General features: G+C 64.1%; 26 protein-coding genes. 11 read left to right on the top strand and 15 right to left on the bottom strand.

All coding sequences use genetic code 11. The features are described from left to right. Window positions 1–83 precede the first annotated feature (83 nt). From PQ627_RS19175 to PQ627_RS19165, 3 genes are read right to left on the bottom strand one after another with little or no spacing between them, the layout of a single operon-like run. Window positions 84–905 (bottom strand): ABC transporter ATP-binding protein, encoded by an 822-nt coding sequence (locus PQ627_RS19175; protein WP_274262936.1) that lies wholly within the window; start codon window positions 903–905, stop codon window positions 84–86. Further along, window positions 902–1957 carry an iron-enterobactin ABC transporter permease gene (gene fepG / locus PQ627_RS19170; protein WP_274262935.1) on the bottom strand — a complete coding sequence of 352 codons (1056 nt, stop codon included), beginning with the start codon at window positions 1955–1957 and terminating at the stop codon, window positions 902–904. The genes PQ627_RS19175 and fepG overlap by 4 nt, the downstream gene beginning before the upstream one ends. Next, on the bottom strand, window positions 1954–3060 hold the full coding sequence (locus PQ627_RS19165) for an iron chelate uptake ABC transporter family permease subunit (RefSeq protein WP_274262934.1): 1107 nt from the start codon (window positions 3058–3060) through the stop codon (window positions 1954–1956). The genes fepG and PQ627_RS19165 overlap by 4 nt, the downstream gene beginning before the upstream one ends. A gap of 87 nt (window positions 3061–3147) precedes the next feature. Here PQ627_RS19165 and PQ627_RS19160 point away from each other — a divergent pair, with 87 nt between their 5' ends. Next, the gene (locus PQ627_RS19160; RefSeq protein WP_443192766.1) at window positions 3148–4206 is read left to right on the top strand and encodes an ABC transporter substrate-binding protein; all 1059 of its coding nucleotides are present in this window, start codon (window positions 3148–3150) and stop codon (window positions 4204–4206) included. A 71-nt stretch (window positions 4207–4277) separates the two neighbouring features. On the opposite strand, the gene PQ627_RS19155 is transcribed toward PQ627_RS19160, so the two are convergent. After that, the gene (locus PQ627_RS19155) at window positions 4278–4910 is read right to left on the bottom strand and encodes a uracil-DNA glycosylase (RefSeq protein WP_144663344.1); all 633 of its coding nucleotides are present in this window, start codon (window positions 4908–4910) and stop codon (window positions 4278–4280) included. Between the two features lie 259 nt (window positions 4911–5169). Between PQ627_RS19155 and PQ627_RS19150 the strand changes: the two genes are divergently transcribed. The 8 genes from PQ627_RS19150 to PQ627_RS19115 all read left to right on the top strand — a co-directional run bounded on the left by PQ627_RS19150 (window position 5170) and on the right by PQ627_RS19115 (window position 12988). Beyond that, the gene (locus tag PQ627_RS19150; RefSeq protein ID WP_274262933.1) at window positions 5170–5508 is read left to right on the top strand and encodes a hypothetical protein; all 339 of its coding nucleotides are present in this window, start codon (window positions 5170–5172) and stop codon (window positions 5506–5508) included. A 203-nt stretch (window positions 5509–5711) separates the two neighbouring features. Further along, a complete protein-coding gene (locus PQ627_RS19145) occupies window positions 5712–6422 on the top strand; it encodes a SipW-dependent-type signal peptide-containing protein (RefSeq protein ID WP_260842552.1) in 711 nt (236 codons plus the stop codon). A 48-nt stretch (window positions 6423–6470) separates the two neighbouring features. Then, window positions 6471–7037: a signal peptidase I gene (locus PQ627_RS19140; protein WP_274262932.1), complete on the top strand. Its 567-nt coding sequence runs from the start codon at window positions 6471–6473 to the stop codon at window positions 7035–7037. Between the two features lie 7 nt (window positions 7038–7044). Next, window positions 7045–7779: an LPXTG cell wall anchor domain-containing protein gene (locus PQ627_RS19135; RefSeq protein WP_274262931.1), complete on the top strand. Its 735-nt coding sequence runs from the start codon at window positions 7045–7047 to the stop codon at window positions 7777–7779. Continuing rightward, window positions 7776–9554, top strand: coding sequence for a choice-of-anchor G family protein (locus PQ627_RS19130; RefSeq protein WP_274262930.1), 1779 nt, complete (start codon window positions 7776–7778; stop codon window positions 9552–9554). The genes PQ627_RS19135 and PQ627_RS19130 overlap by 4 nt, the downstream gene beginning before the upstream one ends. Window positions 9555–9750: 196 nt before the next feature. Continuing rightward, the gene (locus PQ627_RS19125) at window positions 9751–11040 is read left to right on the top strand and encodes an adenylosuccinate synthase (RefSeq protein ID WP_144663349.1); all 1290 of its coding nucleotides are present in this window, start codon (window positions 9751–9753) and stop codon (window positions 11038–11040) included. Window positions 11041–11267: 227 nt separating this feature from the next. Beyond that, window positions 11268–11729, top strand: coding sequence for a MarR family winged helix-turn-helix transcriptional regulator (locus PQ627_RS19120; protein WP_274262929.1), 462 nt, complete (start codon window positions 11268–11270; stop codon window positions 11727–11729). Beyond that, window positions 11726–12988 (top strand): MFS transporter, encoded by a 1263-nt coding sequence (locus PQ627_RS19115; protein WP_144663350.1) that lies wholly within the window; start codon window positions 11726–11728, stop codon window positions 12986–12988. The genes PQ627_RS19120 and PQ627_RS19115 overlap by 4 nt, the downstream gene beginning before the upstream one ends. Before the next feature lie 31 nt (window positions 12989–13019). Here PQ627_RS19115 and PQ627_RS19110 read toward each other — a convergent pair whose 3' ends face one another. After that, the gene (locus tag PQ627_RS19110) at window positions 13020–14099 is read right to left on the bottom strand and encodes an ABC transporter permease (RefSeq protein ID WP_274262928.1); all 1080 of its coding nucleotides are present in this window, start codon (window positions 14097–14099) and stop codon (window positions 13020–13022) included. A 113-nt stretch (window positions 14100–14212) separates the two neighbouring features. Here PQ627_RS19110 and PQ627_RS19105 point away from each other — a divergent pair, with 113 nt between their 5' ends. Beyond that, window positions 14213–14812: a TetR/AcrR family transcriptional regulator gene (locus PQ627_RS19105; RefSeq protein ID WP_274262927.1), complete on the top strand. Its 600-nt coding sequence runs from the start codon at window positions 14213–14215 to the stop codon at window positions 14810–14812. Here PQ627_RS19105 and PQ627_RS19100 read toward each other — a convergent pair. The 4 genes from PQ627_RS19100 to PQ627_RS19085 all read right to left on the bottom strand — a co-directional run bounded on the left by PQ627_RS19100 (window position 14809) and on the right by PQ627_RS19085 (window position 17678). Then, window positions 14809–15582, bottom strand: coding sequence for an alpha/beta fold hydrolase (locus PQ627_RS19100; RefSeq protein WP_274262926.1), 774 nt, complete (start codon window positions 15580–15582; stop codon window positions 14809–14811). The two genes, PQ627_RS19105 and PQ627_RS19100, sit on opposite strands and share 4 nt — an antisense overlap. Next, window positions 15579–16043 (bottom strand): SRPBCC family protein, encoded by a 465-nt coding sequence (locus PQ627_RS19095; protein WP_274262925.1) that lies wholly within the window; start codon window positions 16041–16043, stop codon window positions 15579–15581. The genes PQ627_RS19100 and PQ627_RS19095 overlap by 4 nt, the downstream gene beginning before the upstream one ends. Next, the gene (locus PQ627_RS19090) at window positions 16033–16386 is read right to left on the bottom strand and encodes an ArsR/SmtB family transcription factor (RefSeq protein ID WP_274262924.1); all 354 of its coding nucleotides are present in this window, start codon (window positions 16384–16386) and stop codon (window positions 16033–16035) included. The genes PQ627_RS19095 and PQ627_RS19090 overlap by 11 nt, the downstream gene beginning before the upstream one ends. Window positions 16387–17087: 701 nt before the next feature. Further along, on the bottom strand, window positions 17088–17678 hold the full coding sequence (locus tag PQ627_RS19085; RefSeq protein ID WP_274262923.1) for a gluconokinase: 591 nt from the start codon (window positions 17676–17678) through the stop codon (window positions 17088–17090). A 769-nt stretch (window positions 17679–18447) separates the two neighbouring features. On the opposite strand from PQ627_RS19085, the gene PQ627_RS19080 reads away from it, so the two are divergent. Then, on the top strand, window positions 18448–18972 hold the full coding sequence (locus PQ627_RS19080; protein ID WP_274262922.1) for a hypothetical protein: 525 nt from the start codon (window positions 18448–18450) through the stop codon (window positions 18970–18972). Between the two features lie 50 nt (window positions 18973–19022). Here the strand turns inward: PQ627_RS19080 and PQ627_RS19075 are convergent, their stop codons facing one another. The 6 genes from PQ627_RS19075 to PQ627_RS19050 all read right to left on the bottom strand — a co-directional run bounded on the left by PQ627_RS19075 (window position 19023) and on the right by PQ627_RS19050 (window position 24142). Continuing rightward, window positions 19023–19610, bottom strand: a complete 588-nt coding sequence (locus PQ627_RS19075) for a TetR/AcrR family transcriptional regulator (RefSeq protein ID WP_274262921.1) — start codon at window positions 19608–19610, stop codon at window positions 19023–19025. Between the two features lie 18 nt (window positions 19611–19628). Next, the gene (locus tag PQ627_RS19070; RefSeq protein ID WP_274262920.1) at window positions 19629–20243 is read right to left on the bottom strand and encodes a TetR/AcrR family transcriptional regulator; all 615 of its coding nucleotides are present in this window, start codon (window positions 20241–20243) and stop codon (window positions 19629–19631) included. Next, entirely contained in the window at window positions 20240–21418 is a 1179-nt protein-coding gene (locus PQ627_RS19065; protein ID WP_274262919.1) for a pyridoxal phosphate-dependent aminotransferase, read from the bottom strand. Before PQ627_RS19065 ends, PQ627_RS19070 begins: the two co-directional genes overlap by 4 nt. 44 nt (window positions 21419–21462) lie before the next feature. Next, window positions 21463–22260, bottom strand: a complete 798-nt coding sequence (locus tag PQ627_RS19060) for an SDR family oxidoreductase (protein ID WP_274262918.1) — start codon at window positions 22258–22260, stop codon at window positions 21463–21465. 98 nt (window positions 22261–22358) lie between these two features. Further along, a complete protein-coding gene (locus tag PQ627_RS19055; protein WP_274262917.1) occupies window positions 22359–23387 on the bottom strand; it encodes a biotin-dependent carboxyltransferase family protein in 1029 nt (342 codons plus the stop codon). Continuing rightward, window positions 23387–24142, bottom strand: coding sequence for a 5-oxoprolinase subunit B family protein (locus PQ627_RS19050; protein WP_274262916.1), 756 nt, complete (start codon window positions 24140–24142; stop codon window positions 23387–23389). Before PQ627_RS19050 ends, PQ627_RS19055 begins: the two co-directional genes overlap by 1 nt. Window positions 24143–24155 lie beyond the last annotated feature (13 nt).

Below are 24155 nucleotides of genomic sequence, written 5' to 3'. Positions count from 1 at the left end.
CCGGGTCAGTTGGGTAACGAGTCACATCCATCGGGCGGAACGGCCTGCACCCATCCTGCCAGCCAGTCCCAGACCAGCCACGATCAAGACTCACAGTTGGGTAAGCGGGGGCGGCCCAGGGGGACCACCAGCGGGGTGTGCGTCACGGGGTCGTCGATAATCCGGCACGCCATCCCGAAGACGTCCTCCACCAACGCCTCGGTAATGACGTCCGCGGGAGCGCCTTCGGCAACCACTACCCCGTCCTTCATGGCGATAATGTGGTCCGCGTAGCGGCTGGCATGGTTGAGGTCGTGCAGCACCGCCACCAGGGTGTGGCCCTTGTCCAGGTTGAGCTCGCGGAACAGTTCCAGGAGCTCGATCTGGTGGGCGATGTCCAAGAACGTCGTCGGCTCATCCAGGAGCAGCAACGGCGTCTGCTGCGCGAGCACCATGGCCACCCACACACGCTGCCGCTGACCACCCGAGAGTTCGTCCACCAGTCGACCGGACAGTGCGGAAATCCCTGTGGCTTCCATCGCGTCAACAACTGCGGACTCGTCCTCCACACTCCATTGCCGCAGCAGCCTCTGGTGGGGATAGCGGCCACGGGCCACGAGATCGGCCACCGTGATGCCGTCTGGCGCGATGGAGGACTGGGGCAACAACCCAAGACGTCGGGCGAGTTCTTTTGCGGGTAAGGAGGTCACGGATTTCCCGTCGAGCAACACCTGGCCACTGCGCGGCTTGATCAGCCGGGCAAGGGCGCGCAACAGCGTTGACTTGCCGCAGGCGTTGGGCCCCACGATCACCGTGAACTGCCCCTCGGGGATGCGTACAGAGAGGTTTTCGGAGATCACCCGCCGCTCGTAGCCGATGGTCAGGGCTTCGGCCTGCAACTGCGGCGCGGTGGAGAGAGTGCTCATGATTTCCTTGCTTCCCTGGCCAGCAGCCAGACGAGGTAGATACCGCCGATGCACACCGTCACAACACCGACGGGGAGCTGGATCGGGGCGAACAGCCGTTGCGCGGCAAGGTCGCTGGCCGCCAGCAGGAATGCACCCATCACCGCCGATGGCAGCAGCGAAATGCCGGCGCTTCCGGTCAGCCGGCGGGCCAACTGGGGTGCGGCGAGGGCGACAAAGGCGATAGGACCCGCGACGGCGGTCACGGCCGCGGTCAGCGCCACGCCCAGGACCAGCAGCAGCAAACGGGTTGGTTCCGCCCGGACGCCCAAGGCGCGTGCGGCGTCGTCGCCCATCTCCAAAAACTGCATCCGGCGCGCGGCCACCAGCGTGGCCAGGCCCGCAAGAACGACGACGACGGCGGCAGGCGCCGCTTGCTCCCACGTGATGCCATTGAGCGACCCGGCTCCCCAGACGGCAGCTGCCAGCGCGGCCTCCAGTTCGGCCTGCAGGATGAGCCAGTGGTTCAAAGCGGCGAGCATGGCGCTGATGCCGATGCCGACGATGATGAGCCGGAATCCTTGGGACCCGCGGCGGTAGGCCAACAAGTAGACGGCAAGGGCCGTGAGGATTCCGCCCAGCAGGGCCCCTCCGGCAACCGCTGCGTACCCACCACCTACGGTCAGCATCACGATCAATGCACCGCTGTAGGCGCCGGTGTTGAAGCCGATGATGTCCGGGCTGCCCAACGGATTGCGGGTCATGGACTGGAAGATGCCGCCGCTCATTCCCAGGGCTGCACCGAACACGAGCGCCGACAGGACCCGGGGGAGCCGCCACTCCATGACGATGGTCTGGGCGAGTCCCGGGGCGTCTCCGGTAAAGGCCTGGAGGACCTGCTGCACGGAGACGTCGTAGTCACCGGTGGCCAGGCTGACAATGCCGACGGCAAGCGCTGCCAGGAGAAGCGGAATGCAGACGAGGATGCTGCGGAGATCCAACCGCAGGCTCAGCGAACGGCTGCGGAGCACAGCAACGGGCCGCCCGAAGTCGACGGGTGCCAGGCGCGTCATAGTCCGCTCACCTTCCGGCGGCGCGCCAAGGCGATCAGCACCGGAGCCCCAATGAACGCGGTCACGACGCCCACCTGGAGTTCACCGGGGGCGGCAATCCGGCCAACGACGTCGGAGATCAGCAGCAGGATGGGGGAGAGCAGGACGGTTGTGGCCAGGATCCACCGTTGGTCGGGGCCTACGATCCACCGGGCGACGTGGGGAATCATGAGTCCCACAAAGCCGATGGCCCCGGCTCCGGCAGTCGCAGCACCGCTGAGAAGGGTAATGGAGACAACGCCCAGGATGCGGGTGCGGTTGACGTTGGCGCCCAAGGAGGTGGCGAGGTCGTCGCCCAGGGCAATGGCGTTGAGGCCCCGGACGCAGAACAGCGCGAGCAGCAGCCCGCCAGCCATGAACGGCGCCACCGTGGCAACCGACTCCATGCTGCGCGTATCCAGCGAGCCGATGCTCCACGAACGCAGGTGGTCGAAGGCCTTGGGGTTCAGGAGAGTAAGCCCGGATCCGACGCCGGTGAGGACAGCGCCAAGTGCGACGCCGGCCAGCGTGAGCCGGATGGGATTGACCACGTTCCGGCCCGAAGTGCCGATCAGATACACGGCGGCCGCGGTAAGGATGGCCCCCGCGAAAGCGAACCAGATGTACCCGTTCAGCGAAGCAACGCCGAAGACGCCGATGGCCAGCACCATCGCGAAAGAAGCACCCGCGTTGACCCCGAGGATGCCGGGATCGGCCAGGGGGTTCCGGGTGATGGCCTGCATCAGAGCACCGGCAACACCCAGGGCCACTCCGACGGCGATTCCCATCACCGTGCGCGGCAGCCGGCTTTCCAGGATGATCGCGTGATCGGCGGTGTCCTGCGGGTTCACGAATGCCTGGAGAACGGTGGAGGCCGGGATGAACTTGGCGCCCACGCCCAGGCTCAACACCACGGCTCCCAGCAGGACTGCTGCCGCCGCGACCAGGAAGAGCACCCGCCAGCCGGACCGATTGACGACGCCGCGGCCCGGGTTCGCGCTGATGGCTGGAAGGGCGGTGGCTGCTGGCTCGCCGGCATGGGACTTGGGAGCGGGAGCCATCAGTCGGGACACAACAAGGACCATTTCGGAGAAGGGCAAGGAAAGCGGGGCAAGTCGTGACTGTCGTCACAACGTCACAGAAGTGTGCCCTAATTAGGTTAGCCTTACCCAGTGAAAAATGACGATTTTGAAGTTCGGCCGCCCCGGCGCTCCCGTGTACGAAACCTTGCGATGAAGGCTGTTGGTGGTGCTTTGCTGGTGGGCCTGCTCGCGGGCTGCGGCACGGGCGGCGGTTCGGCCTCAGGCTCCGGTGCAGGCAATGCCGATGTTGCAACCGGCGGCTCCAAGTTCACCACCGCGGACCAGGAAACGGCCAAGCTCGGCACGGACGCTGCGCCCGGCGTTTTCCCGCGAACACTCAAGCACGCCAACGGGGAAACCACCCTGGACAAGAAGCCAACGCGCGTGGTGGTCCTGGACACGGGCGAACTTGACGACGTCGTCACCCTCGGCATCACCCCGGTGGGTATGGCTACCACCGAAGGTGCCAACCCGGTTCCCACCTACTTGGCCGACAAGGTCAAGGATGTTGCTTCCGTTGGCACTATCCAGGACCTCAACCTCGAAGCGATCGCTGCACTCAAGCCGGATCTCATCCTTGGCAGCAAGCTCCGGGCAGACAAGCTGTACAAGCAGTTGTCGTCCATCGCGCCGACGGTCTTCAGCATCCGCCCGGGCTTCCCGTGGAAGGAAAACTTCCTCCTGGTGGGCAAGTCCCTGGGCGAGGAAGACAAGGCCGTCAAAGCGCTCAACGACTACCAGACGGAAGCCGATGCCCTCAAGGCAGACGTGAAGGGCGATCCCAAGATTTCCCTGGTCCGGTTCCTTCCGGGCAAGATCCGCCTGTATGCCAACAAGTCGCTGATCGGCGTCATTCTGAAGGACGCAGGCCTGGCCCGTCCGGAGAACCAGGACATCGACGAGCTGGCAGCCGAGATCTCCGCCGAGAACATCGAGCAGGGCGATGCCGACTGGATCTTCTACAGCAGCTACGGCGAACCCTCGGCCACGGGCGAAAAGTCCGTGGTGGAAGGCGCCGTCTGGCCCAAGCTCAGTGCAGTCAAGGCCGGCCAAGCGAAATCCGTCAATGACGACGTCTGGTTCCTTGGCCTCGGCCCCACGGGTGCCCAGCTGATCCTGAAGGACCTCCGGGCCATGCTGGTCGGCTAACCGCGCCCAAGTAGGGGACAGCAAACGTTCCAATGACGCGTCAGTAGAGCGTTTGCTGTCCCCCAGTTGGGTCAGGACTTGCGGGGGATACCAGTGCGGGCCATGGCTTCGGCGTAGGCACCGTGGATGGCGTCCAGGTATTCCTGCTGGCGCTCGGGCGTTCCGGCGAAGGAGCGACCACCCAGCGAGCGGACCTTGAAGGTCTTGAAACCGCGGCGTGCGATGCTTGCCGGTGCGGCCTTCATGAGCTGGTCGGCCAGGCGGTGTGCCTCATTGCCGTGGGCCACCAGGGCAGAGGTGCGCGGCAGCAGCTGCAGCAGGCGCAAAAGGGGCTTGAGGCCTTCGGTGATGTTGGCGGGGGTGAGCTTGCCCGGTTCCTCGTTCGGTTCGATCCACGGGTAAGCGTTCCACGGCATCACGAGTTCCGGACGCAGGCCCAGCTGCCACTGCATTCCGAGCATGCGGGTGCTGGCTTCCGCGTCGCCCGGCGTGATGAAGCCCTCACCGGAGGTGGTGCGCTGGTTGGAGAAAAGGCTGACGATCCGGCAGTCATCCATGCTGTGGGCGGGATCGATGTAGAGGACCTCGCTGCCCGGCTTCTGTTCCTTGATGGAGTCGCACAGTTCGTTGACCTCAGCGATGTGCGGTTCGTACCGGCGGTTCCAGAGGGTTTGTTCGGGTGATTCAGTCGCCAGTTCTTGCATCAGGGGTTAGGTCTCCTAGGTGTTACTGCGCACCGGAACGCAGGGGCCGCGGGCATGCCGCAGCGAAACCTGGAAGGGTGCTGTTGGGGGCTAACTAACCTTACCGGACTCAGTGCCTCTCCCGGGTCCGTCCCGGCGCGCCACCGAATGCGACACGGCGTGTTGCACCGGAAACGTGGCGGGCGTCTCGGCGGCGCTGCCGCCCGCTTCCCGGCAGCAACTCTCGACGCCGGTGCGTCCTTCCGGCAAGATGCCCGGTATGGAGAAACAAGAGTCGCCCGCTGCCGCCGTTTCCGCTTTCGAGGAACTGGGTGCCGAGCTGGCCCCGGCCGGAGTGGTCATGGGGAAGATGTTCGGCGCAAGCTCGCTCATGCTGGGCAAGAAGGCGCTGGCCTGCCTGAACGGCGACAAGGTGACGTTCAAACTGGGCAAGGAGACCGCCGAACACGCGCGTGCCTTGGCCCTGCCGGGAGCTGCCCTCTTTGATCCTTCCGGCATGAACCGCCCCTTCAAGGACTGGGTTGAAGTTCCCTTCAGCTCGCACACGGAATGGCCCGCCTTCGCAGAAGCAGCCCTCGAATTCGTGGCCGGCAGCTAAGCTGCTTCGTGGGCGGCAGCTAAGCTGCCCTGGGGCTCCGCGCCGGCGTCGAACCCCTGCATTAACCCTAAAGTGCACCTTCTCAGGGTGCTGCTTTTCCTGCCCGGATAATGACGGTGAAACTACTGGTTTCGGGGGAAACCGTCAGGCCTCCCCACCAGCTCAGCATCGTCAACCGTGGGGGTTAGATAATGGTCTCAAAGATGTCATCCAATAAGGCTACGAAGGTCCGCGCGCTTCTTGCGGGCGGGCTCGTCCTGGGTGTGGGAGCCGCGTTCACGCTGGCCGCCTGGACGGACAACGAGTGGGTGTTCGGCAATTCCGGTGGGGATAACGGGCCGGGAACGCTGAGCTACCACATGGAGCAAAACACTTTCAGCAACACCAACGGCACCGGCGCCGATGCGTGGAGCGACAAGCCAAACATCCCCACGGTGCCGAGTTCGGCCACTGATGGTGCGCTGACGTTCGGCGCCATCTCCGCAGCCCTGAAGCCCGGCGACACGGCCTACGCTCCCATGCAGCTCCGCGCAGCCGCTGGCTCGGAAGCGCTCACGGCCACCCTTGCTGAGGCTGTGAAGCTCGGCGGAAACGGAGTGGACACCGCCACCAACTCCTTGGCTCTCTACAATGCCTTGACCTACCGTGCGGTTCAGGGAGTCACCCCGGCAAACTGCGCGGCCGGTACTCTCACCGGCGGCACTGACGTGGTGGGTTCCGCGGGAGCCAGCGTTCCGCTGACTACCGTTTCCGCCACTCCCATCTCGCTGCCGAAGGGTGCTGACGCAGCAACAGCGGGTGCCGCGGTCAACCTCTGCTTCGCCATCACCCTCCCGGCTTCGGTGACCGACGTGACGTTGCAGGGAAAGCAGACGGTTCCGTTGTGGAGGTTCACGAGCATCGTCGGCTCGTAAGACAGCTCTGTGCCAGAGCCGTTGACCCGGCCCAGAAGCTCGTCCCCAGTGCCCCCTTCGGCCCCTGCCTTAGGAGGGGCGGGCTTCTGGGCCGTCCTGTCCCGCATCTTCAAGGTTTCCCGTGAGATTGCCCTGACGTTGGTGGCCGTGCTTGGGCTGGTGTGCATTCTGGCGCTGGTCCTTGGATTCGTCTACAAAGCATCGTTCGTCGTCTTCAGGACAGGGTCCATGGAGCCCCACTATCCGGTGGGGGCCCTGTCCCTCACCGTGCAGGTACAGGCCGCGGAACTGGCACCCGGCGACGTCGTTTCCGTGAAGCGGGCAGAGTCCGGCGTTCTTGTCACCCACCGCGTGGTGTCCGTGGAACCGTCCGGAACCGGTGCTTCATTGCGGCTCAAGGGCGATGCGAACAGTTCCGAAGATCCGCTGCCGTACCAAGTGGAGACTGCCCGGAAAGTACTGGTGACGGTACCGGCCGTGGGTTCCTGGGTGATGGCGATGCGGGGCCCGGGTTTCATCGGAGCCGCCACGATGGCGGTGGCCGGGCTGGTGGTGTGGGCTTACTGGCCAAAACGGGTTGCCCGGCACAAAGGTGTGGTGTCAACAGGGAGGTGAAGGAACGGTGAAGCAGTGGAGCAGGGTGGCGAGGACAGCGGCGGCGGTCTGTGTCGCCGTCGTCAGTATCCTGGGCTGCGCCGTTCCCGCCCATGCTGCCGACCACCTCATTCCTGTACCCGAGAACGGAACACCGGGGCTCCTGCGGCTTTCCTCGTCCGTGTATCCGCTGGAGTTCCCGCAGCTTGCCCCCGGGGATTCGTTCGTGTGGCAGATTGGGTTGTCGTTGGAAAAACCTGAAGCCACGTCCTCGCTCCAACTCGCCGCGACGGGAAGCCTCGCAGGCGCCAACGGCTACGCGATCACCGTTGATGAATGTCCGACCCCGTGGCAGGGCGAAAGTGGACTGAACCAGCGCCTGGAATGCCCGGTCGGCTCAACGCCCAGGGTCCAATCCACCCGCCTCGGCGAATGGGACCAAGGCCTGCGCATCCCGCTCAGCGACCTCCGCGCCGGGACGTCACCTTACCTCCGTTTCACCCTCGGCGGACCCGACGACGCCGCTCCCGCCCAGGGTGCGACGCTCACCTTGGGCATCGGGATCAGCGCCATGGGGGACGACGACGGCGGCAGCGCACCTTTACAGCCTCCGGTGGCCGGTGGCGGAAGCAAGGAGCCCCTTGGAAATACAGGAGCGTCTTCCCTTCCCGCACTGTTCGCCGGTGGCGCCCTGCTCCTCCTGGGAACAGCCGTGTTGGCGCTGGTGAAACGGCCCCGCGAAACCACGGAGCAGAGCACATGACGCCCCGGCACGCCCTGGACAAGCCCCGGCGCCGGGCCGTCCGAGGGGCTTTCCTGAAACGGCCACGCCGGTCCATGTTTGTCGCCGCAGTTGCCGCCATTGCTGTGGCCGCGACAACCAGCATCACCACAGCCGCGTGGACGGACAACGAATGGGTGCGCAGCGCCGTCGGAGTGAGTTCGCCCGGCGACTGCACAACCAACTCAATGTTCACCAACCAGGCCTGGTCCCGGCAGCTGCACGGGAGCGTGCTGAACACCAACCTGGATACTGTGGCCGGCGTTCAGGGGCTGACTGTGGTCAACAACGGAACGACCGCCACGCCTACGCCGTTGTCTGCCGTCCTGGTGCCCGGAACAACGGATGCCTACGTCACCAAGATCCCGGTGACGGCATTGGGCAGCAGCCCGGTAAATGTTGGGCTGGGGCTCGGGGCTCCGGTGGGCGGCCTTGGTACTTACACGCAGTGGGCGCGCTCGCAGAAGAGCGGGCAGGCGCACGGGGCCTCTGGTCTCGTGTCCGACCAGACCGGCGCCGTCGACGTTGCCGGCACCTCGCAAGGAGCAGCCACCGCGCCTAAATCAGCCAGTATTTCCTTGGGCAATATCGTTCCGGCCTCACTGTCCGGGGTGACGTTGGACGTTGGCGCGCTTGCCTCCTCGTCGGCGGTTGATTCCTGTGTCATGACCAACGGGTGGCCGATGCTGAGCCCCACCCCCACCGTGCAGCGCCAGTACGGGATAGCCGGGTTGGACCTGACGGCCGCCATTCCTGCGGTCGGGACGTTGTCCACCAGCGGGGCCTCGTTGGTGGGGGCTGTCCCGACGCAGCTGAATGCCTTGCTCGGCACTGGCGGGCTCACGACGGGGATCTCCGACGGTATCTCTGCCCTCATCAATCCTTTGTTGGGGTCGCTGTCACTTGGGTCCATCAGCACTTCGGCAACGCTGTCCGCCCCTAATCTGAGCGGCGTCACCGCGATGATGACCGAGTCCATGACCGATGGCATCGTCACCGTCAACCTTGGGAACGGGACGGTCAAGGTCGACATCGCATCCCTGACCGGAAGCACAACCACCGGACTGAATGGGATGGAGCCCAATCATGCGGTGGTTCTGGACGCCGCCATGACAACGGCCGTTACCAGCAGGGTGACTGCGTTGCTGGATGCATGGAAGAACCGCGTATTGGCTGCGCTGACCACCGCGCTGCGTGCCATCACTTTGAACGCCACCACCAACATCACCCTGAAACTGGCCGGCGTCAACGCGGCCACCATCGCCGTCAAGATGGGCTCGGCCACCGGCGCCATCACAGGCATATCTCTTGGTGACTTCCTTGATGGAACCGCCGTGGCGCCTCAGGTGACCGCCAACGTTATCGGCCTTGACCTGGGAGGTGTGGTTGCGGCCCTGCTGGGGCCCATTACCTCGGCCCTCATCGCCGGCAGCAACAACGTGGTGAAGAACGTGCTCAACGCCACTATTTTCAACGCCGGCCTCATCCCGAACCTGGGCGCCAGCCTGCAGTTGCTCATCACCCCGGTGATCAACGCGGTCGGACCTGTCCTCACAGCAGTCCGCACCCTGGTGGCCATCAATGTCAACGTCCAACCCGATCAAAGCTGGCCCGGCACCAAGCCGGCGGATGTGACGGCCGCAGCGGGTGAATACAAGGTTTCCGCGATCCGCGTGGGGCTCGTGGACAGTGCCGGCCTGCTCAGCTTGTCCCTGGGTAGTTCGTCGGCGGGTCCTTCCACCCTGAAGGTTCCTTGACTTCTTCATAACTGCACCCCAATGGCAGCCAAACACCAGAGAAACCGTTGCCATCGGCTAAACTTGGCTGGTAAGAGCCCCGAACCTCTTGCGTACGCCTTGCCTTCGGGTGGGCTGCACCAGTAAGCATCGGGGCGTTCTCATGTACGGCGCCCGGCCACACCGGCTTGGCCCGAAAAGAATGGGGGAGGATCCCATGCCCGCTATCGTGATCGTCGGAGCCCAGTGGGGCGACGAAGGCAAAGGCAAAGCAACCGATCTGCTCGGTGGCCGCGTTGACTACGTGGTCAAGCCCAACGGCGGTAACAACGCCGGGCACACCGTGGTTGTTGGCGGTGAGAAGTATGAGCTGAAGCTCCTTCCCGCGGGCATCCTGAGCCCCAACGCAATTCCCATTATTGGCAACGGCTGCGTAGTGAACCTCGAGGCCCTGTTCCAGGAGATCGACGGCCTGGAAGCCCGCGGCGCGGACACGTCCCGCCTGCGCGTTTCAGCCAACGCCCACCTCGTGGCCCCGTACCACCAGGTTCTGGACAAGGTCACCGAGCGCTTCCTCGGCAGCCGGGCCATCGGCACCACCGGCCGCGGCATCGGCCCGGCCTACATGGACAAGGTGGCCCGCCTGGGCATCCGCGTCCAGGACGTTTTCGACGAGTCGATCCTCCGCCAGAAGGTGGAAGGCTCGCTGCGCCAGAAGAACGAACTCCTGGTCAAGGTCTACAACCGCCGCGACATCATCGCTGACGAGATCGTGGAGTACTTCCTGTCCTTCGCCGAGCGGCTGCGCCCGCTGGTCATCGACAGCACCCTTGTCCTCAACAACGCCCTGGACGAGGGCAAGGTTGTGCTCATGGAAGGCGGCCAGGCAACCTTCCTGGACGTGGACCACGGCACCTACCCGTTCGTGACCTCCTCCAACCCGACGGCCGGCGGCGCTTCCGTTGGTTCGGGCATCGGACCCACGCGTATCTCCCGCTCCATCGGCATCATCAAGGCCTACACCACCCGCGTCGGCGCCGGACCGTTCCCCACGGAACTGTTCGACGACATGGGCGTGTACCTGCAGAAGACCGGTGGCGAGTTCGGCGTGAACACCGGCCGTCCCCGCCGCTGCGGTTGGTACGACGCCGTCCTGGCCCGCCACGCCTCGCGCGTCAACGGCTTCACGGACTACTTCGTCACCAAGCTGGACGTCCTCACCGGCATCGAGCAGATCCCGGTTTGCGTTGCCTACGACGTTGACGGCGTCCGCCACGATGAAATGCCCATGACGCAGACCGAGTTCCACCACGCAGTGCCGATCTTCGAGTACTTCGACGGCTGGACCGAGGACATCACCGGCGCCCGCACCCTGGAAGACCTCCCCGAGAACGCCCGCAACTACGTGTTGGCCCTCGAGAAGCTCTCCGGCACGCGCTTCTCGGCGATCGGCGTCGGCCCGGACCGCGACCAGACGATCGTGGTTCACGACCTCATCAACGACTAAGGTCTGCCGCTGCGGCTGGCTGAATCAACGACGACGGCGGGCCGTCTCTAAGCTTTCCGGAACCCTGGGTTCCTGGGAACCTTAGGGGCGGCCCGCCGTCGTTCTTTTAACGCCCCGCATAGCCCTCATCACATTCCATGGACAGGTTGCTGATGAGAGGAGCATAATAGTTAGCGGAGCTAATTAGCACTGCTAACTATTATGCCAATCATAGGAGGCGCCTCCCAGTGACCGGAGCCAACGCGGCAGCAAAACCAGCAATCGATCCCGACATCCAACCGGACATCCTCGCCATAGACCTGCGAACGGCCGTGATGCGCACGTCCCGCAGGCTTCGCATCGAAGCGACCGGCGATGTCATCACTCCCGGTCAATACACGGTGTTGGCCCACTTGAACGTCGCGCCGCAGTCACTCCGGGAGCTGGCAGATCGCGAGCATGTGCAGGCACCCTCGATGACCCGCATCGTGAATGCACTGACCGAGCAGGGCTTCGTGTCGCGGCAGGCAAACCCCGCAGACGGGCGGCAGGTCCAGATCAGCATCACGGAGCAGGGCCGGGAAGTCCTGGCTGAAGCCCGGAGCCAACGGACCGCGTGGTTGGCCCAGCGTGTCGCGGGGCTGAGCGAAGAGGACCGGCTGGTACTCAGCCGAGCTGCCCGCATCATGCAGGAAATGAGCGCCAAATGAGTGCCATGTTCAGGGCTCTGGAAAGTCCCAATTACCGCCTTTGGGCCGGCGGCGCCCTGGTCTCCAACATCGGTACCTGGATGCAGCGGGTTGCACAGGACTGGCTGGTGTTGACCGTCCTTACGAATCATTCCGGAACGGCCGTAGGTGTCACCACGGCTTTGCAGTTCCTCCCCATGCTGCTGTTCGGCCCCTATGCGGGAGTGCTGGCCGACCGCTACCGAAAACGCGTCATCCTGTTCTGGACCCAGGCGGCCATGGGGATCTGCGGCCTCGTAGTCGGACTCCTGGTGGTGACCGGGGTTGCCCAGCTGTGGCACGTCTACATTGCCGCAGTTGCCCTGGGCCTCGCGGCGGCCATGGATGCACCGGCCCGACAGGCCTTCGTCTCGGAACTCGTAGGCCCGGACAAGCTCGCCAATGCAGTGGCCCTGAACTCGGCGTCGTTCAACAGCGCGCGGCTCACGGGCCCCGCGATCGCCGGCGTGCTCATTGCCTGGATCGGCACCGGACCGGTCTTCCTCCTCAATGCCGCGAGCTTCGTCGCGGTCATCATTTCGCTGATGCGCGTCAAGACCTCTGAATTGGAGCCCGCGACGCCAGTGGCGCGCGGCAAGCATCAGTTCATGGATGGGCTCGGCTACGTCCGGCAACGGCCGGATCTGGTACTCATCATGGTCATGGTGGGGTTGCTGGGAGCGTTCGGCATGAACTTCCCGGTCACCAATTCGTTGATGGCCACAGCGGAGTTCGGGATGGGTCCTGAGGAGTTCGGCCTCCTGGGTTCCATCATGGCCATCGGAACCCTTGCCGGGGCCTTGCTCGCCGCCCGCCGTTCCGGCCCGCGCCTGCGGTTCCTGCTCGGTGGCGCCCTGAGCCTGGGTGCCTTCACCTTGCTGGCCAGCATCGCGCCGAACTTCTGGATCTACGCCGCCGCGCTGATTCCCGTTGGGCTTGCCTCCATTACCTTCCTCAACAGCTGCAACACCACCATCCAGCTCTCTGTCGAGCCCCAGTTCCGTGGGCGGGTCCTGGCTCTTTACCTTGCCATCCTGCAGGGCGGCACCGCCATTGGTTCTCCCCTCATGGGGTGGATCGGTACGGAGTTCGGGGCGCGTTGGGCGGTTGCAGGGGGCGGTGCGGTGGTCCTGGTGACCGGCGTGGCGTGCGTCATCATGGTGAGCCGACGCAGCAAGAAGACGCTCCACCAGCACGTGCGCAGCGTATGGCGGCGCAGGCGGTCGGCTCCGGCTTCATAGTGCAGTATGGCTGTCGGTGCTGTCAGCGCTGTCAGGCGGCCACCGCGGCGGGGGCGTTTCGGAAGTGCCCGACGGCGATAAGGACCGCCCCGAGCACGGCCCACCCGCCCAGAACCAGCCATGGGAATGCCGCGGAGGCGTCCGGGAAATAGGAGAGGTCGCGCAGCAGTGTTCCAGAAGCCCCGGGAACCAGCCACTGGCCCACCTCGCCCCAGGGTGCAGGAAGGAATTCCTTGGGCTGGGTCAATGACGAGAGCGGGTTGCCGATGAAGAGAGTAATGACCGCACCTACCGCGATGCCTGCCCGGCCGATGAGCGCGTTGAGGCCAACGATGATCGCCGCCGTCGCGATGACGCCCAGGCCAATGGCAGACGCGTTCAGCCAAAAACTGCCTTGGAGGGTGTGGAACCAGCCTTGCAGGATGCCTGCGAGTCCCAGCCCCGCAATCACGCCGTAGGCCAGGATGGCTCCAAGCCTGCGCCACGTTCCGGAGACAAGCAGCGAGATGAGGACGCCGCCGATCATGCCTCCCATGGCGAGCGGTAGCCCTGCGACCGCCAGCCCGGTTCCGCGTGAATCGTCAGATGAAAGCGGTACGACGTCGGTGATGGTCACCTGGGGGACCGCGGCCGCTTGCCCGCTTTGCTGGGGCTGCCCGGTTTGTCCCGCCTGTGGTGCCTGGCCAGTGGCGGCTGCCTGCGCTGCCTGGGTGAGTGCCCCTTGGAGCTTGGTAATCGCCGTCGTCTGTATCTGGGACTGCATCTGGGCACCCATCTGGCTCAGGGCTTGCGATGCGACTGGACTCCCGGCGCTGGCAACGAGAATCTCCGGCGAGGCGCCCAGGACGACCGCGCCATAAACCTGGCGCTGTTTGATGAGCTCTACTGCTTCATCCCGGGTGGACACTGTGCGCAGGTCCAGGCTCCCGGCCGGGGCCTTGGAGGTGATCTGGGAAATCTGTTCCTCGTTGCCCACGGCCGCAACAGGGAGGTTCTGGACTTTGGCCGTGACGCTCGGCCACGCGAACGCCAGCAGCACGGTGCACACGGCGACGGCCGCGAGCAAGGCGGTGCGCAAGGCGTGGGGCCAGGGGGTGTGCGCGCTTGTCATCGGGCTCTCCTCTCAGGGAGTTTCGAAAAAGAATGTTCGTTCTTCATTGTGGGGCCGGGTGGTTTCCGCGTCAAGAATGATCGTTCGTTTTCTTTTTCAGGTACGGTGGGTTCATGCCAAAAGTGACCGAGGAACATCGTGCAGGGATGCGTGAGCGCATTCAGCGGGCCGCGCTTGCGTGCGTCGCGGAGAAGGGCTTCTCCAGCGTTTCCATGGGGGACATCATCGCCGAGGCTGGACTTTCTGCGGGCGCGGTCTATGTGTACTACCGAAGCAAGGAAGAACTCATTGTCGACACTGGTCGACTGGTCTTCGAAGAACGCATGGCAGCGCTTGAGCGGCTCGGCAGCGGGGGAGAAGTGCCTCCGCCCAAAGAGGCCGTGACGGCTTTGATGACTGGGCTGGCGCAGATGGACTTTTTTCCCGGCGTAGCGGTGCAGGTCTGGGGCGAGGCCGTCCGCAACGACAAACTGGGCGTCGTTGCGCGGAAAATCCTTGCCGAGATCCGGGGGCACATAGAGAAGTACCTTGAGGGTTGGCTGCGCGTGTCCAGTCCATCCAGTCCGCATGACGCCGCGGCCGAGCAGGCCCGCCGGCTCGCCCCTGCCATCATGGGGCTGATCCAAGGGTTCGCGGTTCAGGCCGCTCTCGGTGGAGAAGAAGCGGAGGCGGCCTACCTGGAGTCCGCGCGAACGCTTCTGTCGGAGCTTTAGGGTTTCGGGTTCTCCGCGCCGAAATAGTCGCTGAGAACTTCGCTGAGAATCTCGTCCGGAACGGCGTGGCCGTGGCCGGCGAGAACACGCGACTCTCCGCGCGGTGCGTGGTCGGCAACTGCTGCCATGACGTCGGGGGCCCACGGGCTGTTGCCGCCGGCGATGGCCAGCAAGGGGGCCTGGATCCTGGCCAGCTGCTCCTCCGGAACTTGCCCGTTGTTGCATAGCCTGACGTCAATGGGCAAGGTGTGGGCCAGGGCTTCGAGGTGCCCCCAGTAGGGCCCTTGCCTCATTCCGCGGATTGCCTGTTCAGGCGTTCCCATGAGTCCCAGGAAAAGCTCCACTGCCCCTGAGTTGTTCCCTTCGGTAACCAGGGATGACAGCTGCTCGGCGACGTCATTGCTGGGTCCTGGTGTGAAGGGCGGCTCGTAGACTGCTATCTTGCGGAATCCGACCCCGGCGGCTGCGGCGGCGATGGCGAGGGCGCCCCCGGATGAATCTCCGAAGATGAATGGTTCTTCATCGATCCGGGCTACGACAGCAGCGAGGTCTTCGATTTCCCGTTGAACGGAGTTCTCTCCCAGCGGACCGCTGTCACCACGACCGCGGCGATCGTATTCATGGACAGTGAATCTATCCGCGAGCAGTGCGGCGAGGCCTTTTTTGGACTGCCGGTCGCAGAAAGCCCCCGCCGCGATGATGAGTGCCGGTCCAGTGCCGGTGATGTCGATTGCCAGGGCAGTGCCGTCGAGCGACGTCGTTGTAATCATTGGTGACCTCCGTGCGCCAGGGAGTGGACATAGTCTGCGAGCTTGTCGAGTGTTGTCTTGAACCCGGTTTGGTTCCGGGGCTGCCTGACGGTGTCGGGCACGTTTGTTTGGTGTAGATGGAAGAGGGTCTTGCCCTCCGGAAGTGCTGAGAGGGTGATGCGGACGGTCATGCCTGAGTGTTCTTCGTGCCACACCAGGCTCGTCGGTGCTTGGACCTCCAAGAAGACCGAACGTGTCGCGTACGTCGCGCCCGAGCTGTCGTTCACGATGAGTGTTTCAAATCGCCCGCCGGGGCGCGGATCGATGCGGATTTCTTCCACGGGTGCGCTTGCTCCCAGGGGAGCCCAGAAATGACTGAGGTGCCCTGATTGTGTCAGGCATGCGAAGACCAGCTCGGGTGGGGCGTCGAAGACCCGCTCAAAGCTCAGCCCTGCTTCGCTGTTCCGGGTGCTATTTCCCATCTTTGCCGTCCCCGCCTTTTTGAAGGTTTTTGAGGTGTTCATCCAGTTTGTCCAGGCGCTCGTCCCATACCTTGCGGTGTTCCTGGATCCAGTCATCGACGTCGTCAAGGACAGCTCTTTCCAGGTGGCACGGCCTGAACTGGGCGCTTCTGCTGCGGGAAATGAGGCCGCTGGCCTCCAGGACCTTCAGGTGCTTCGATATGGCCGGCAGCGACATGGCAAAAGGGGCCGCTAGTTCCGAAACCGTGGCGTCGCCGTGGGCGAGGGTCGACAGGATTGCCCGCCTTGTCGGGTCCGCGAGGGCGGCAAAGGCTGCATCCAGGACCGCTGGTGCGCTGTTCATAGTGGTTAGTTTACTGGATGGTTAATTAACGGGGTAGTTAATTACGAGCATTTTCCCAGCAAAGAGCAACACCCTCCTGCGACGTCGACGATGTTCGCTCCCTCGCATTGCCGTTCGATACCTTGACGGCTGGATCGAGGGCATATTGGGTTCACGGCGATGGTGTCGTTTTGAGTTGTCGTACCGCATGGAGTGCCTAAAAGGCAAGTGTTTTTCTGGCATCCTTCAGGAATCGCAGTTGGCGTTGTTGCGAGTTTGCCTCTGGAGTGCCTTGAGCCGTCTCCGGTGCGCTATTCGTTTCGACCCTGGAGATTAGTCCCACCCGGGCTTTTGGAATTGCGGGTGATTCTGTTCGCAGCAGGATGGACCGTTCATGGATCAAGTGATTCAGACGGTTTCACGAAACGACGGCGTGTCGAGGAGAGGCTCTTCGTGACTCTTCCCAAGGATTGCCTCGACGAGAGTGGTTTCGGTCGTCCGAGTGCGGTCGGAAATGCCGTTGGACAACTTTACGGCCAGACGGCAAGGGGTAAACCAGCAGCCAAAGTGCAGGCTGCCCCTCCAGCGTGGGCAACGTAGTCTCTTGTTGGACGTACCGAAATGGCGCAGGGTCACCGTCGGGCCGCCACCAACCGCTGACTGGAGCGCGCCCGCCTGTTGCGGCCAGCACGCCTTCAACTGAAGTTCCTCGTACCTGACGCTCAGCGACCATTATTAAACGCCGGCCCAACCGCCAACGTCCGTACGGCAAGTTGATCGCAGAGGCTCTCCACTAGTGAGGTGGGGGTGAGCGTGATGTCCGCGAGTATGTGTTTCTCGTCCTGCCCAAGGGGCTCGAGGGTGCTGAGCTGCGTATCAAGGAGGCTGGACGGCATGAACTCGTGGTCACGGGCGTTCATCCGTTCCAGCAGCGTGCCGCGGTCACCATTGAGGTGGACGAATACGATGTCGGGGACGTGGGAGCGCAGCAGGTCGCGGTAGCTGCGCTTCAGTGCCGAGCAGGCGATGATCGCCGGGGTGCCCTGCTCTGCCGAGGCCCGGAGCGTGCGCCCGATCTCTTCAAGCCACGGCTGGCGGTCGGAATCGTCCAGGGGGATGCCTGCGCCCATTTTGGCTTTGTTCGCCGCCGGGTGCAGGTCGTCACCGTCCTGGAACGGTATGCCAAGCCGTTCGCCCAGGAGAGAGCCGATGGTGGACTTTCCGCATCCGGAGACGCCCATGACAACAAGGGGAGGCAGGGGAGAGGGGTTCATGTTCAGGTTCCTTCCGGTCGCGCCGTTGCGGACGGGCATGGCAAAAATCATATTTGAGAAAAGATTCGCAGATGCTCCAAGATGCAGTCAAGTACTTCCTGTGATACGGAATCGCTTGACGTGCGCGATTAGATATGAGAAAAGTTTCTCATATCTAATCGTGAACTGGCGAATGGAGGAAGACTGCATTGGAGCAGTTGGGCGAATGTGTCAAAACAACGCGCAAGCGGACAGAATCCACTGGATGTTCTGCTCGGCTGGTGGCCCGGGCGGCCCTGGCGGCCGCATGAAGTGGGCGCGAAGCTCTGTGGATGGCAAGGATTGGCATGCCTCGGAGTTCGATCAGCGCGACCCCGCCTGGCGGAAGAGCGATAGACGAGGGCTCGTCTGCCTCGGGTGCGGATCGCCGGCCTTCTACAGGGCTCCCTCGAAAAAGAAGACACCAGCCTTTGGCTCGCGGCATAAGGTGGGCTGCGCTCTCCTCGCCGGCTCCTGGACGGCCTTCAGATACCTCCAGTGAGGGCTTCGAAACACATGAGAAACTTTAAACAAATGAGAAAAGTTTCTTGCTTTAAGGTGACCTGCGACATAGGCTTAAAGCATCAGATTTCCCGAGTTTCCAAGCGAACTCCCAACCCTCGGAGGCCTGTGATGCGACGCATCGTTGGAGAACACTCAGTCGGCCATGCACACCGTTGCCGGTACGTTGCCGGCACCGGGAGCCATTGCCCGGTTAGCGGCATGTGGACCCCCGTAGGCAAGGCAGGCCCCAGCCTGCAAGTGCTGGAGGGCAGCATCATGCCTACACATGGCAACGAAGCAGTTGTTTGGCACCTGGTCCAGGGCCTTACGCACCGTGACCTACGTAGCTGAAGCCAGGCCACGCCGGCGGCCCGCAGCCCACAGGCCCCGGTTGAGTTCACTGGAACTGCGGCTGACCGGGTCCAGGGTCTCCCGTGCCCGTATCGACAGCCACGTCCGCACGCTCCTCGGCCGCCGGAACGAGGCAATCGCTGCAGCATTGGCCGACAAAGTATCCCTTGCTGCAGTTTCCGCCGTCGTCGGGATCCGCGCCACGGACGTCAAGAGACTCGGGGGCGCGTATCAGGACCTCCACTTCTCGGGGGTGCAGCCGGAGTGGCATCTGTCCGGTCTTGTGGCGATCGTCCGGCAACTGGAGGACGCCCTTCAGGACAAAGAGCGCGGTGTAGAAAGGCTCCGGGTTGACGTTCTGGAAGGACTGGAAAGCGGTCGCATGGACATCTTCAGGGTTGCAGCATTGACGGCGCTGCCTGCGGATCGGATCCGTGAGTTGATCCGAGCGACCGGCTAAGCACTGAGGGGAACGCCGGGCCTAGGAGCCCGGCTTTCTGCGCCAGCAACCTACGCCCGTGCGCGGTCTTCGCTCCAGCCCGCCAGGGCGCCCTTCAGGGCAGATATAAGGCGCAGCGTCGCTTGGTCCTTGGTCAGGCCCACAGTATTGATCAGGTCCAGGATTTCGCGGGGGTCGAACAGGATGTTCCACAGGAACATCGCTTCATCGCCAACCGGGTGAAGTCCCAGTTCTTCGACGGCTTCGCGCAAAGGACGCTCCAATGCGTCAGCCTGGACGGTCAGGTAGTAGGCGCCGCTGCGCAAGCGGGCCAGGTAGCCTTCGCCCGAACGGGTATACAGCATCGCACCGCCGTGGCGGGTGACGAGGTCCACCCATTTACGGCTCACCATGGTCAGAAGTTCGACGCCGGATGCTTCCTGCTGCTTGAGGCTGTAGTCACGCAGCTTCTCGCCGACACCGAAGCGGTATTCCGCAAGAATGTCCTCGACCGACGCGAAGTGCCGGTAGGCGGTGGCCGTCGAAATTTCGGCCTGCTTGGCGACGTCGGCCATACTGATGGGACCGCGACGGGACGCGAAGAGCTGTCCCGCGGCCTTGACCAGTTGTCTGCGGTTGCGCTGTGTGTCACTACGCATGTGTTGGGCACCCTTTCGTCAGTTCAAGCTTAGGTCCTTCGAAGCGGACCACCCTGCCAGGGCTGCCGTAAAGGTCCGGACCAATCGAGCGGAGGCCTCCTCGGCTGTGAGCTGGAGGCTGTGGATGAGGTCGTTGATTTCGCGGGGGTCGAAGAAGCCGTTCCAGAGAAACAGTGCTTCGTCCCCGGGGTGTTCGATGCCAAGTTCGCGTGCGGCCTCCTCGAGTGGCCTGGCGAGGGCGTCGGCCTGGACCGTCAGGTAGTAGGCTCCGGCTTTGACGCGGGCCAGGTACCCTTCGGCCGAGCGGGTGTGGATCATGGACTCACCGTGCCTGACCACCAGCTCCACCCATTTGGCGCACACGGCCTCCAGCAGCTGCAGCCCCTCGGAGTGTTGGGCGCGGCTGAACTCCAGGAGCTCCCGGCCCACTTCGAACCGGTAGGCGGCCAGGACGTCGTCCACTGAGGCGAAGTGGCGGTACGCCGTGGCGGGGGAGATCCCGGCCTCCGCGGCGATCTGTGTCATGGTAGCCGAACGGCCGGCTCCGAAGAGCCGGCCGGCCGCGTCCACCAAAAGCGTCCGGTTCCGCTGCATGTCGACGCGGAGCCCGGGCGGCGGATCGAGTATTGTCACTTGCCCTGCCTGAGTGCTGCGAGTCCGGCGGCGATCCGCCCGACGCCGGCGGTGATCGCTTCGGCGCTGGCGGCGTAGGAGAGCCGGAGGTGGTGTTCGCCGTTGCGGCCGAATTCGCTGCCCGGACGGACGGCGACTCCGAATTCACGCAGGTGCGCCACCATCTGCGCCGCCGGCACGTCCACGTCGTATTTGGGAAAGAGGTAGAAGGCGCCTTCGGGGGAGCTGACCGTAAGGCCGGGGATCTTGCTAAGTCCTTCAAACATCAGCTCGCGGCGTCCGGCATAGGAGGCGTGCATACGCTTGATGTCCGGGCCGCAGGTTTTCAGGGCGGTCAGCGCGGCCAACTGCACCGCGGTGTTCATGGAGCCGTTGAAGGTGTTGTGCACGCGTGCTGCGGCGGCGATCACCTCGGACGGGCCCCAAAGGTAGCCCACCCGCCAGCCGGTCATGGCGTAGCTCTTTGAGAAGGTTTGGCAGTAGATCGTCCTGCCTGCAAGGCCCGGGATTTCCAGCGCAGAGGTGAACGGTTCTGCCGTGTAGACGAGGTCGCTGTACGCCTCGTCGGAGAGGACCAAGGTGTCCGTGCCGGCCACCATGTCGGCCAGGGCCTCAAGCTCCGCGCGGGAATGGACGATGCCCGTGGGATTGGACGGATTACAGAAGACGAACATCTTGGCGCCCCGAAGGGCTGTGGCCAGTGCCTCAAGGTCCCAGTGCAGGTCCTCGGCCAGCGGGACTGGGACAATCTCGCCCCCGGCCATGCTCACCAGGTCTGCGTACAGGGAGTAGGTGGGGTCGGGGATGACCACCTTGTCGCCCGGGTTGACGATGCCCAGGATAGCGGCGGAGAGGCCGGCCGTTCCGCCTTGGGTGATGAGCACGTCGCCGGGGCTGGCCACTTCGCCGAGGAGCTGGCCGATACGGGCAGCCAGCTCCTCGCGAAGCACCAGCTCGCCGAGCAACGGCGAGTAGTGGGTGTGTCCCTCTTCCAGGGCGCGGGCGGCTGCGGCACGTACCTGTTCGGGGGTGTCGAAGTCCGGCTCGCCCATGGCAAGCGAGACGAGGTCGCCCTTCGACTGCGGCTGCTGGACGCGCAAGGAGGTGCGCTGTACCCGCTGTACGGCCTCGGAAGGCTGGAAGGTTGCGACGGCGGTGGATGGTTCGAGGGTCATGGCAATCCTGCTCTGGCTGGTCGGGAGGGAAGTTTGGTGGCGTACTACAGCTGGGGGAGGTCTTCTGCCGGGGCGCCTGCCCAGCGGCTGATTTCGATGTCCCCGGAGGTATCGCGCTGGACGGTCGGGGCGATCACCAGTTCCTGCACCACGGTCCGCTGGGGCAGGGTCGCGACGAGATGGATGGCCCGGGCGACGTCCTCGGGCTGGACCATGGCCTCGCGTTCCTCGGACTTAGGTGGCCTGGCCCGGTTGTCCAGGATGGGTGTTGCTGTTTCGCCCGGAAGGACGGTGACCGCGCGCAGACCCTCGTTGCGGAAGGTGTTGTGCAGGTAGGTCATGAAGTTCCGCACCGCTGCCTTCGCCGCACCGTAGGCTGCGCCACCGAGCAGGTTCGGGTTCACGGCCGCGAGCGAGGAAACGGTGATGATGGTGCCTGTGTTCCGCGAGAGCATGCCCGGAAGGACGGCCTGGGTCAGCAGGTAGACGGCATTGAGATTGACGTCCAGGACGCTGTTCCATTCCTCCTGGCTGATCCACCGGACGTTGAGGACCTTGCTGGCGCTGCCGGCGTTGTTGACGAGGATGTCGACAGGGCCTAGGGTTTCGGAAACCCACGCGACCAGGGAGTCGACGTCGTCCTTGGATGCGATGTCCGCGGCACGCGGGTGGACGGCCCCGCCGTCGGAGGCAATCGCTGCGGCGACTTCCTCCAGGACGGAGAGCCGGCGGCCCACCAGCACCACGTGGGCACCTTCGGCTGCGAGAAGTTCCGCCGTCGAGCGGCCCATCCCCGTTCCTGCGCCGGTGATGACCGCGACTTTGCCTTCAAGAAGTCCCATGGTTCCGTTCCTCTGGTTTATGCTGCGACAACTGTCACATATGCGAAAAGTTTCTCATTTGCGAAGGGCGCCGGTCAAGTGCCCGCGGCAGTTGGTGCTCAGGCTGCCGCCTTCGCGGGCACTTGGCGTGAATGGTGTGGGAGATCGATAGCCGAGAACAGGCTTTGCACCCGCGCTTCCAGCACACCCAACAGGCGTTGGGCCTCATGGTGGTCCGCTACGGCCTGTTCCTGGCTGACCCAGCGGAAGGTCATCCGCTGGCCGGGGCGCGCTTGCCCCAACATGGGCAAGGAGGCTTTCGTGGCAAAGGCCACGATGGGATAACCGGCCGTGAGGGTCCGGTAGCGGCCCAGGATGATGAGTTCGTCGCCGTGCGGGACCTCGAAAGCGCCGATGGGGACGCCATGGGAGACGATTTCGCCCAGGCCCTCCGGGTGTACCACTGGACCGTCCAGGCGCAGACCCACATGGTTGGATTTGGCGGTCACCGTGTACTCACGGGAGGACAACAGTTCCCGGATCCCCAATGCCGCATCAGTTTCCGGGCCTTCGGTGATGTCGATGGTCCACAAGGGATGCTCGAAGGAGGGTACCGGCACGGGAAGCCGGAAGAGTGGCTGGGTCAGGTACGGGTGCTCAAAGCCCGTGTAGGAGCTCCGGAGTTCCAGGTGCTGCCCGGCCACAATCTGCTGAGGGAAGCCCATGCGGGCTTCGGGGGCAGCGCTGCCCATGAAGAGATCCGCGGCGAGGGTTCCGCTGAAGGCGAGGTAGTTCCGCATGCCGCCCCGGGCGTTCGCGATCACCACCTGTCCTTTGGCGGGAACGCAGACCGGCTCCCACATGGACACCTTGCTGCCGTTGACGGTGACATCGGCAGGTGCTCCCGTGACGGCGATGAGCACCGGCTTGGAGGTGGTGAACGTGAACCGGCCACCCATGAGTTCCAGCAGGGTCGCCGTGCGGTTATTGCCCACCAGGATGTTCGCCACTGCTGCCGAGTGCTGGTCCGCGGCGCCGCCGCAGGGAACGCCCAGAGCTTCCGAGTTCTGCCGGCCCAGGTCCTGGAAAGTAGCCAGCCATGCCGTTTCGCGGATCTTGATGGTGACGCTCCGCTCAACCGCCGGCATCAGTGTTCCCTTTCGTATGTGTAAGTACCGGCAAGCAGGAACCGGCCCGAGAGCCGTTCCCATGCGCTCTCTGGCACGACCTTGAACCGGACGCTGTCCCCGGGTTTGTACGAGGTGGGTGGGTCCTCATGGATGTCGCAGATCACCAGCGGCGTCCGTCCTATGACCTTCCACCCCGTTGGGCCCGGGAAAGGCTGGATGATGGCGTTTGTTCCGGCAACCATCACCGAGCCTGGATCCACGTTGGTGCGTGGTTCCCTGCACCGGCTGACAGCTCCGGGGAACTGCACCCGACCCATCATGGGAGCCATGGCAGAGGCCAGCAGGTTGATGCTCAACTCGGAGTCCTCCAGATGCTGCAGAACCGCTTCCCGGCTGATCCTGAGTTCCTCTGCCACTTCGGAGAGATCCGGGGCAAAGGCATCGTTGACCACCATGGGGATCACAAAGTGTTTGCCATCCCTGGAGGGCCGGTTGGCTTCGAAGCTACCGCCTGCCGCTGCCAGCCGGATGGTCTGGGCCAGTTGGCCGTGGCTGATGGCGAGGTTGTCGAACTCCACCAGGAGGGAGTCAACACCGGCCACCACGTCCAGCAGGCCCACCGGACGCACCTCCAGGAGGATCTCGCGAAGCGTCCGGCTTCCGGACTGGCGTTCCTCGTCAATGTCAGAGGCGACGCTGACCATCAATGCCGAATCCCCGAAGGGAACGGCCTTGATCTCCGGTGTGTGCCCGGGCGCTGGGTGCGTACTCATGTGTCCTTGGCTT

It is taken from the genome of Paenarthrobacter sp. AB444 (genome assembly GCF_028736865.1).
In the GTDB taxonomy this organism is placed as follows: domain Bacteria; phylum Actinomycetota; class Actinomycetes; order Actinomycetales; family Micrococcaceae; genus Arthrobacter; species Arthrobacter nicotinovorans_B.
Note: the sequence above shows the minus strand (reverse complement) of the source record. Positions and strands in the feature narration are given on the sequence as shown.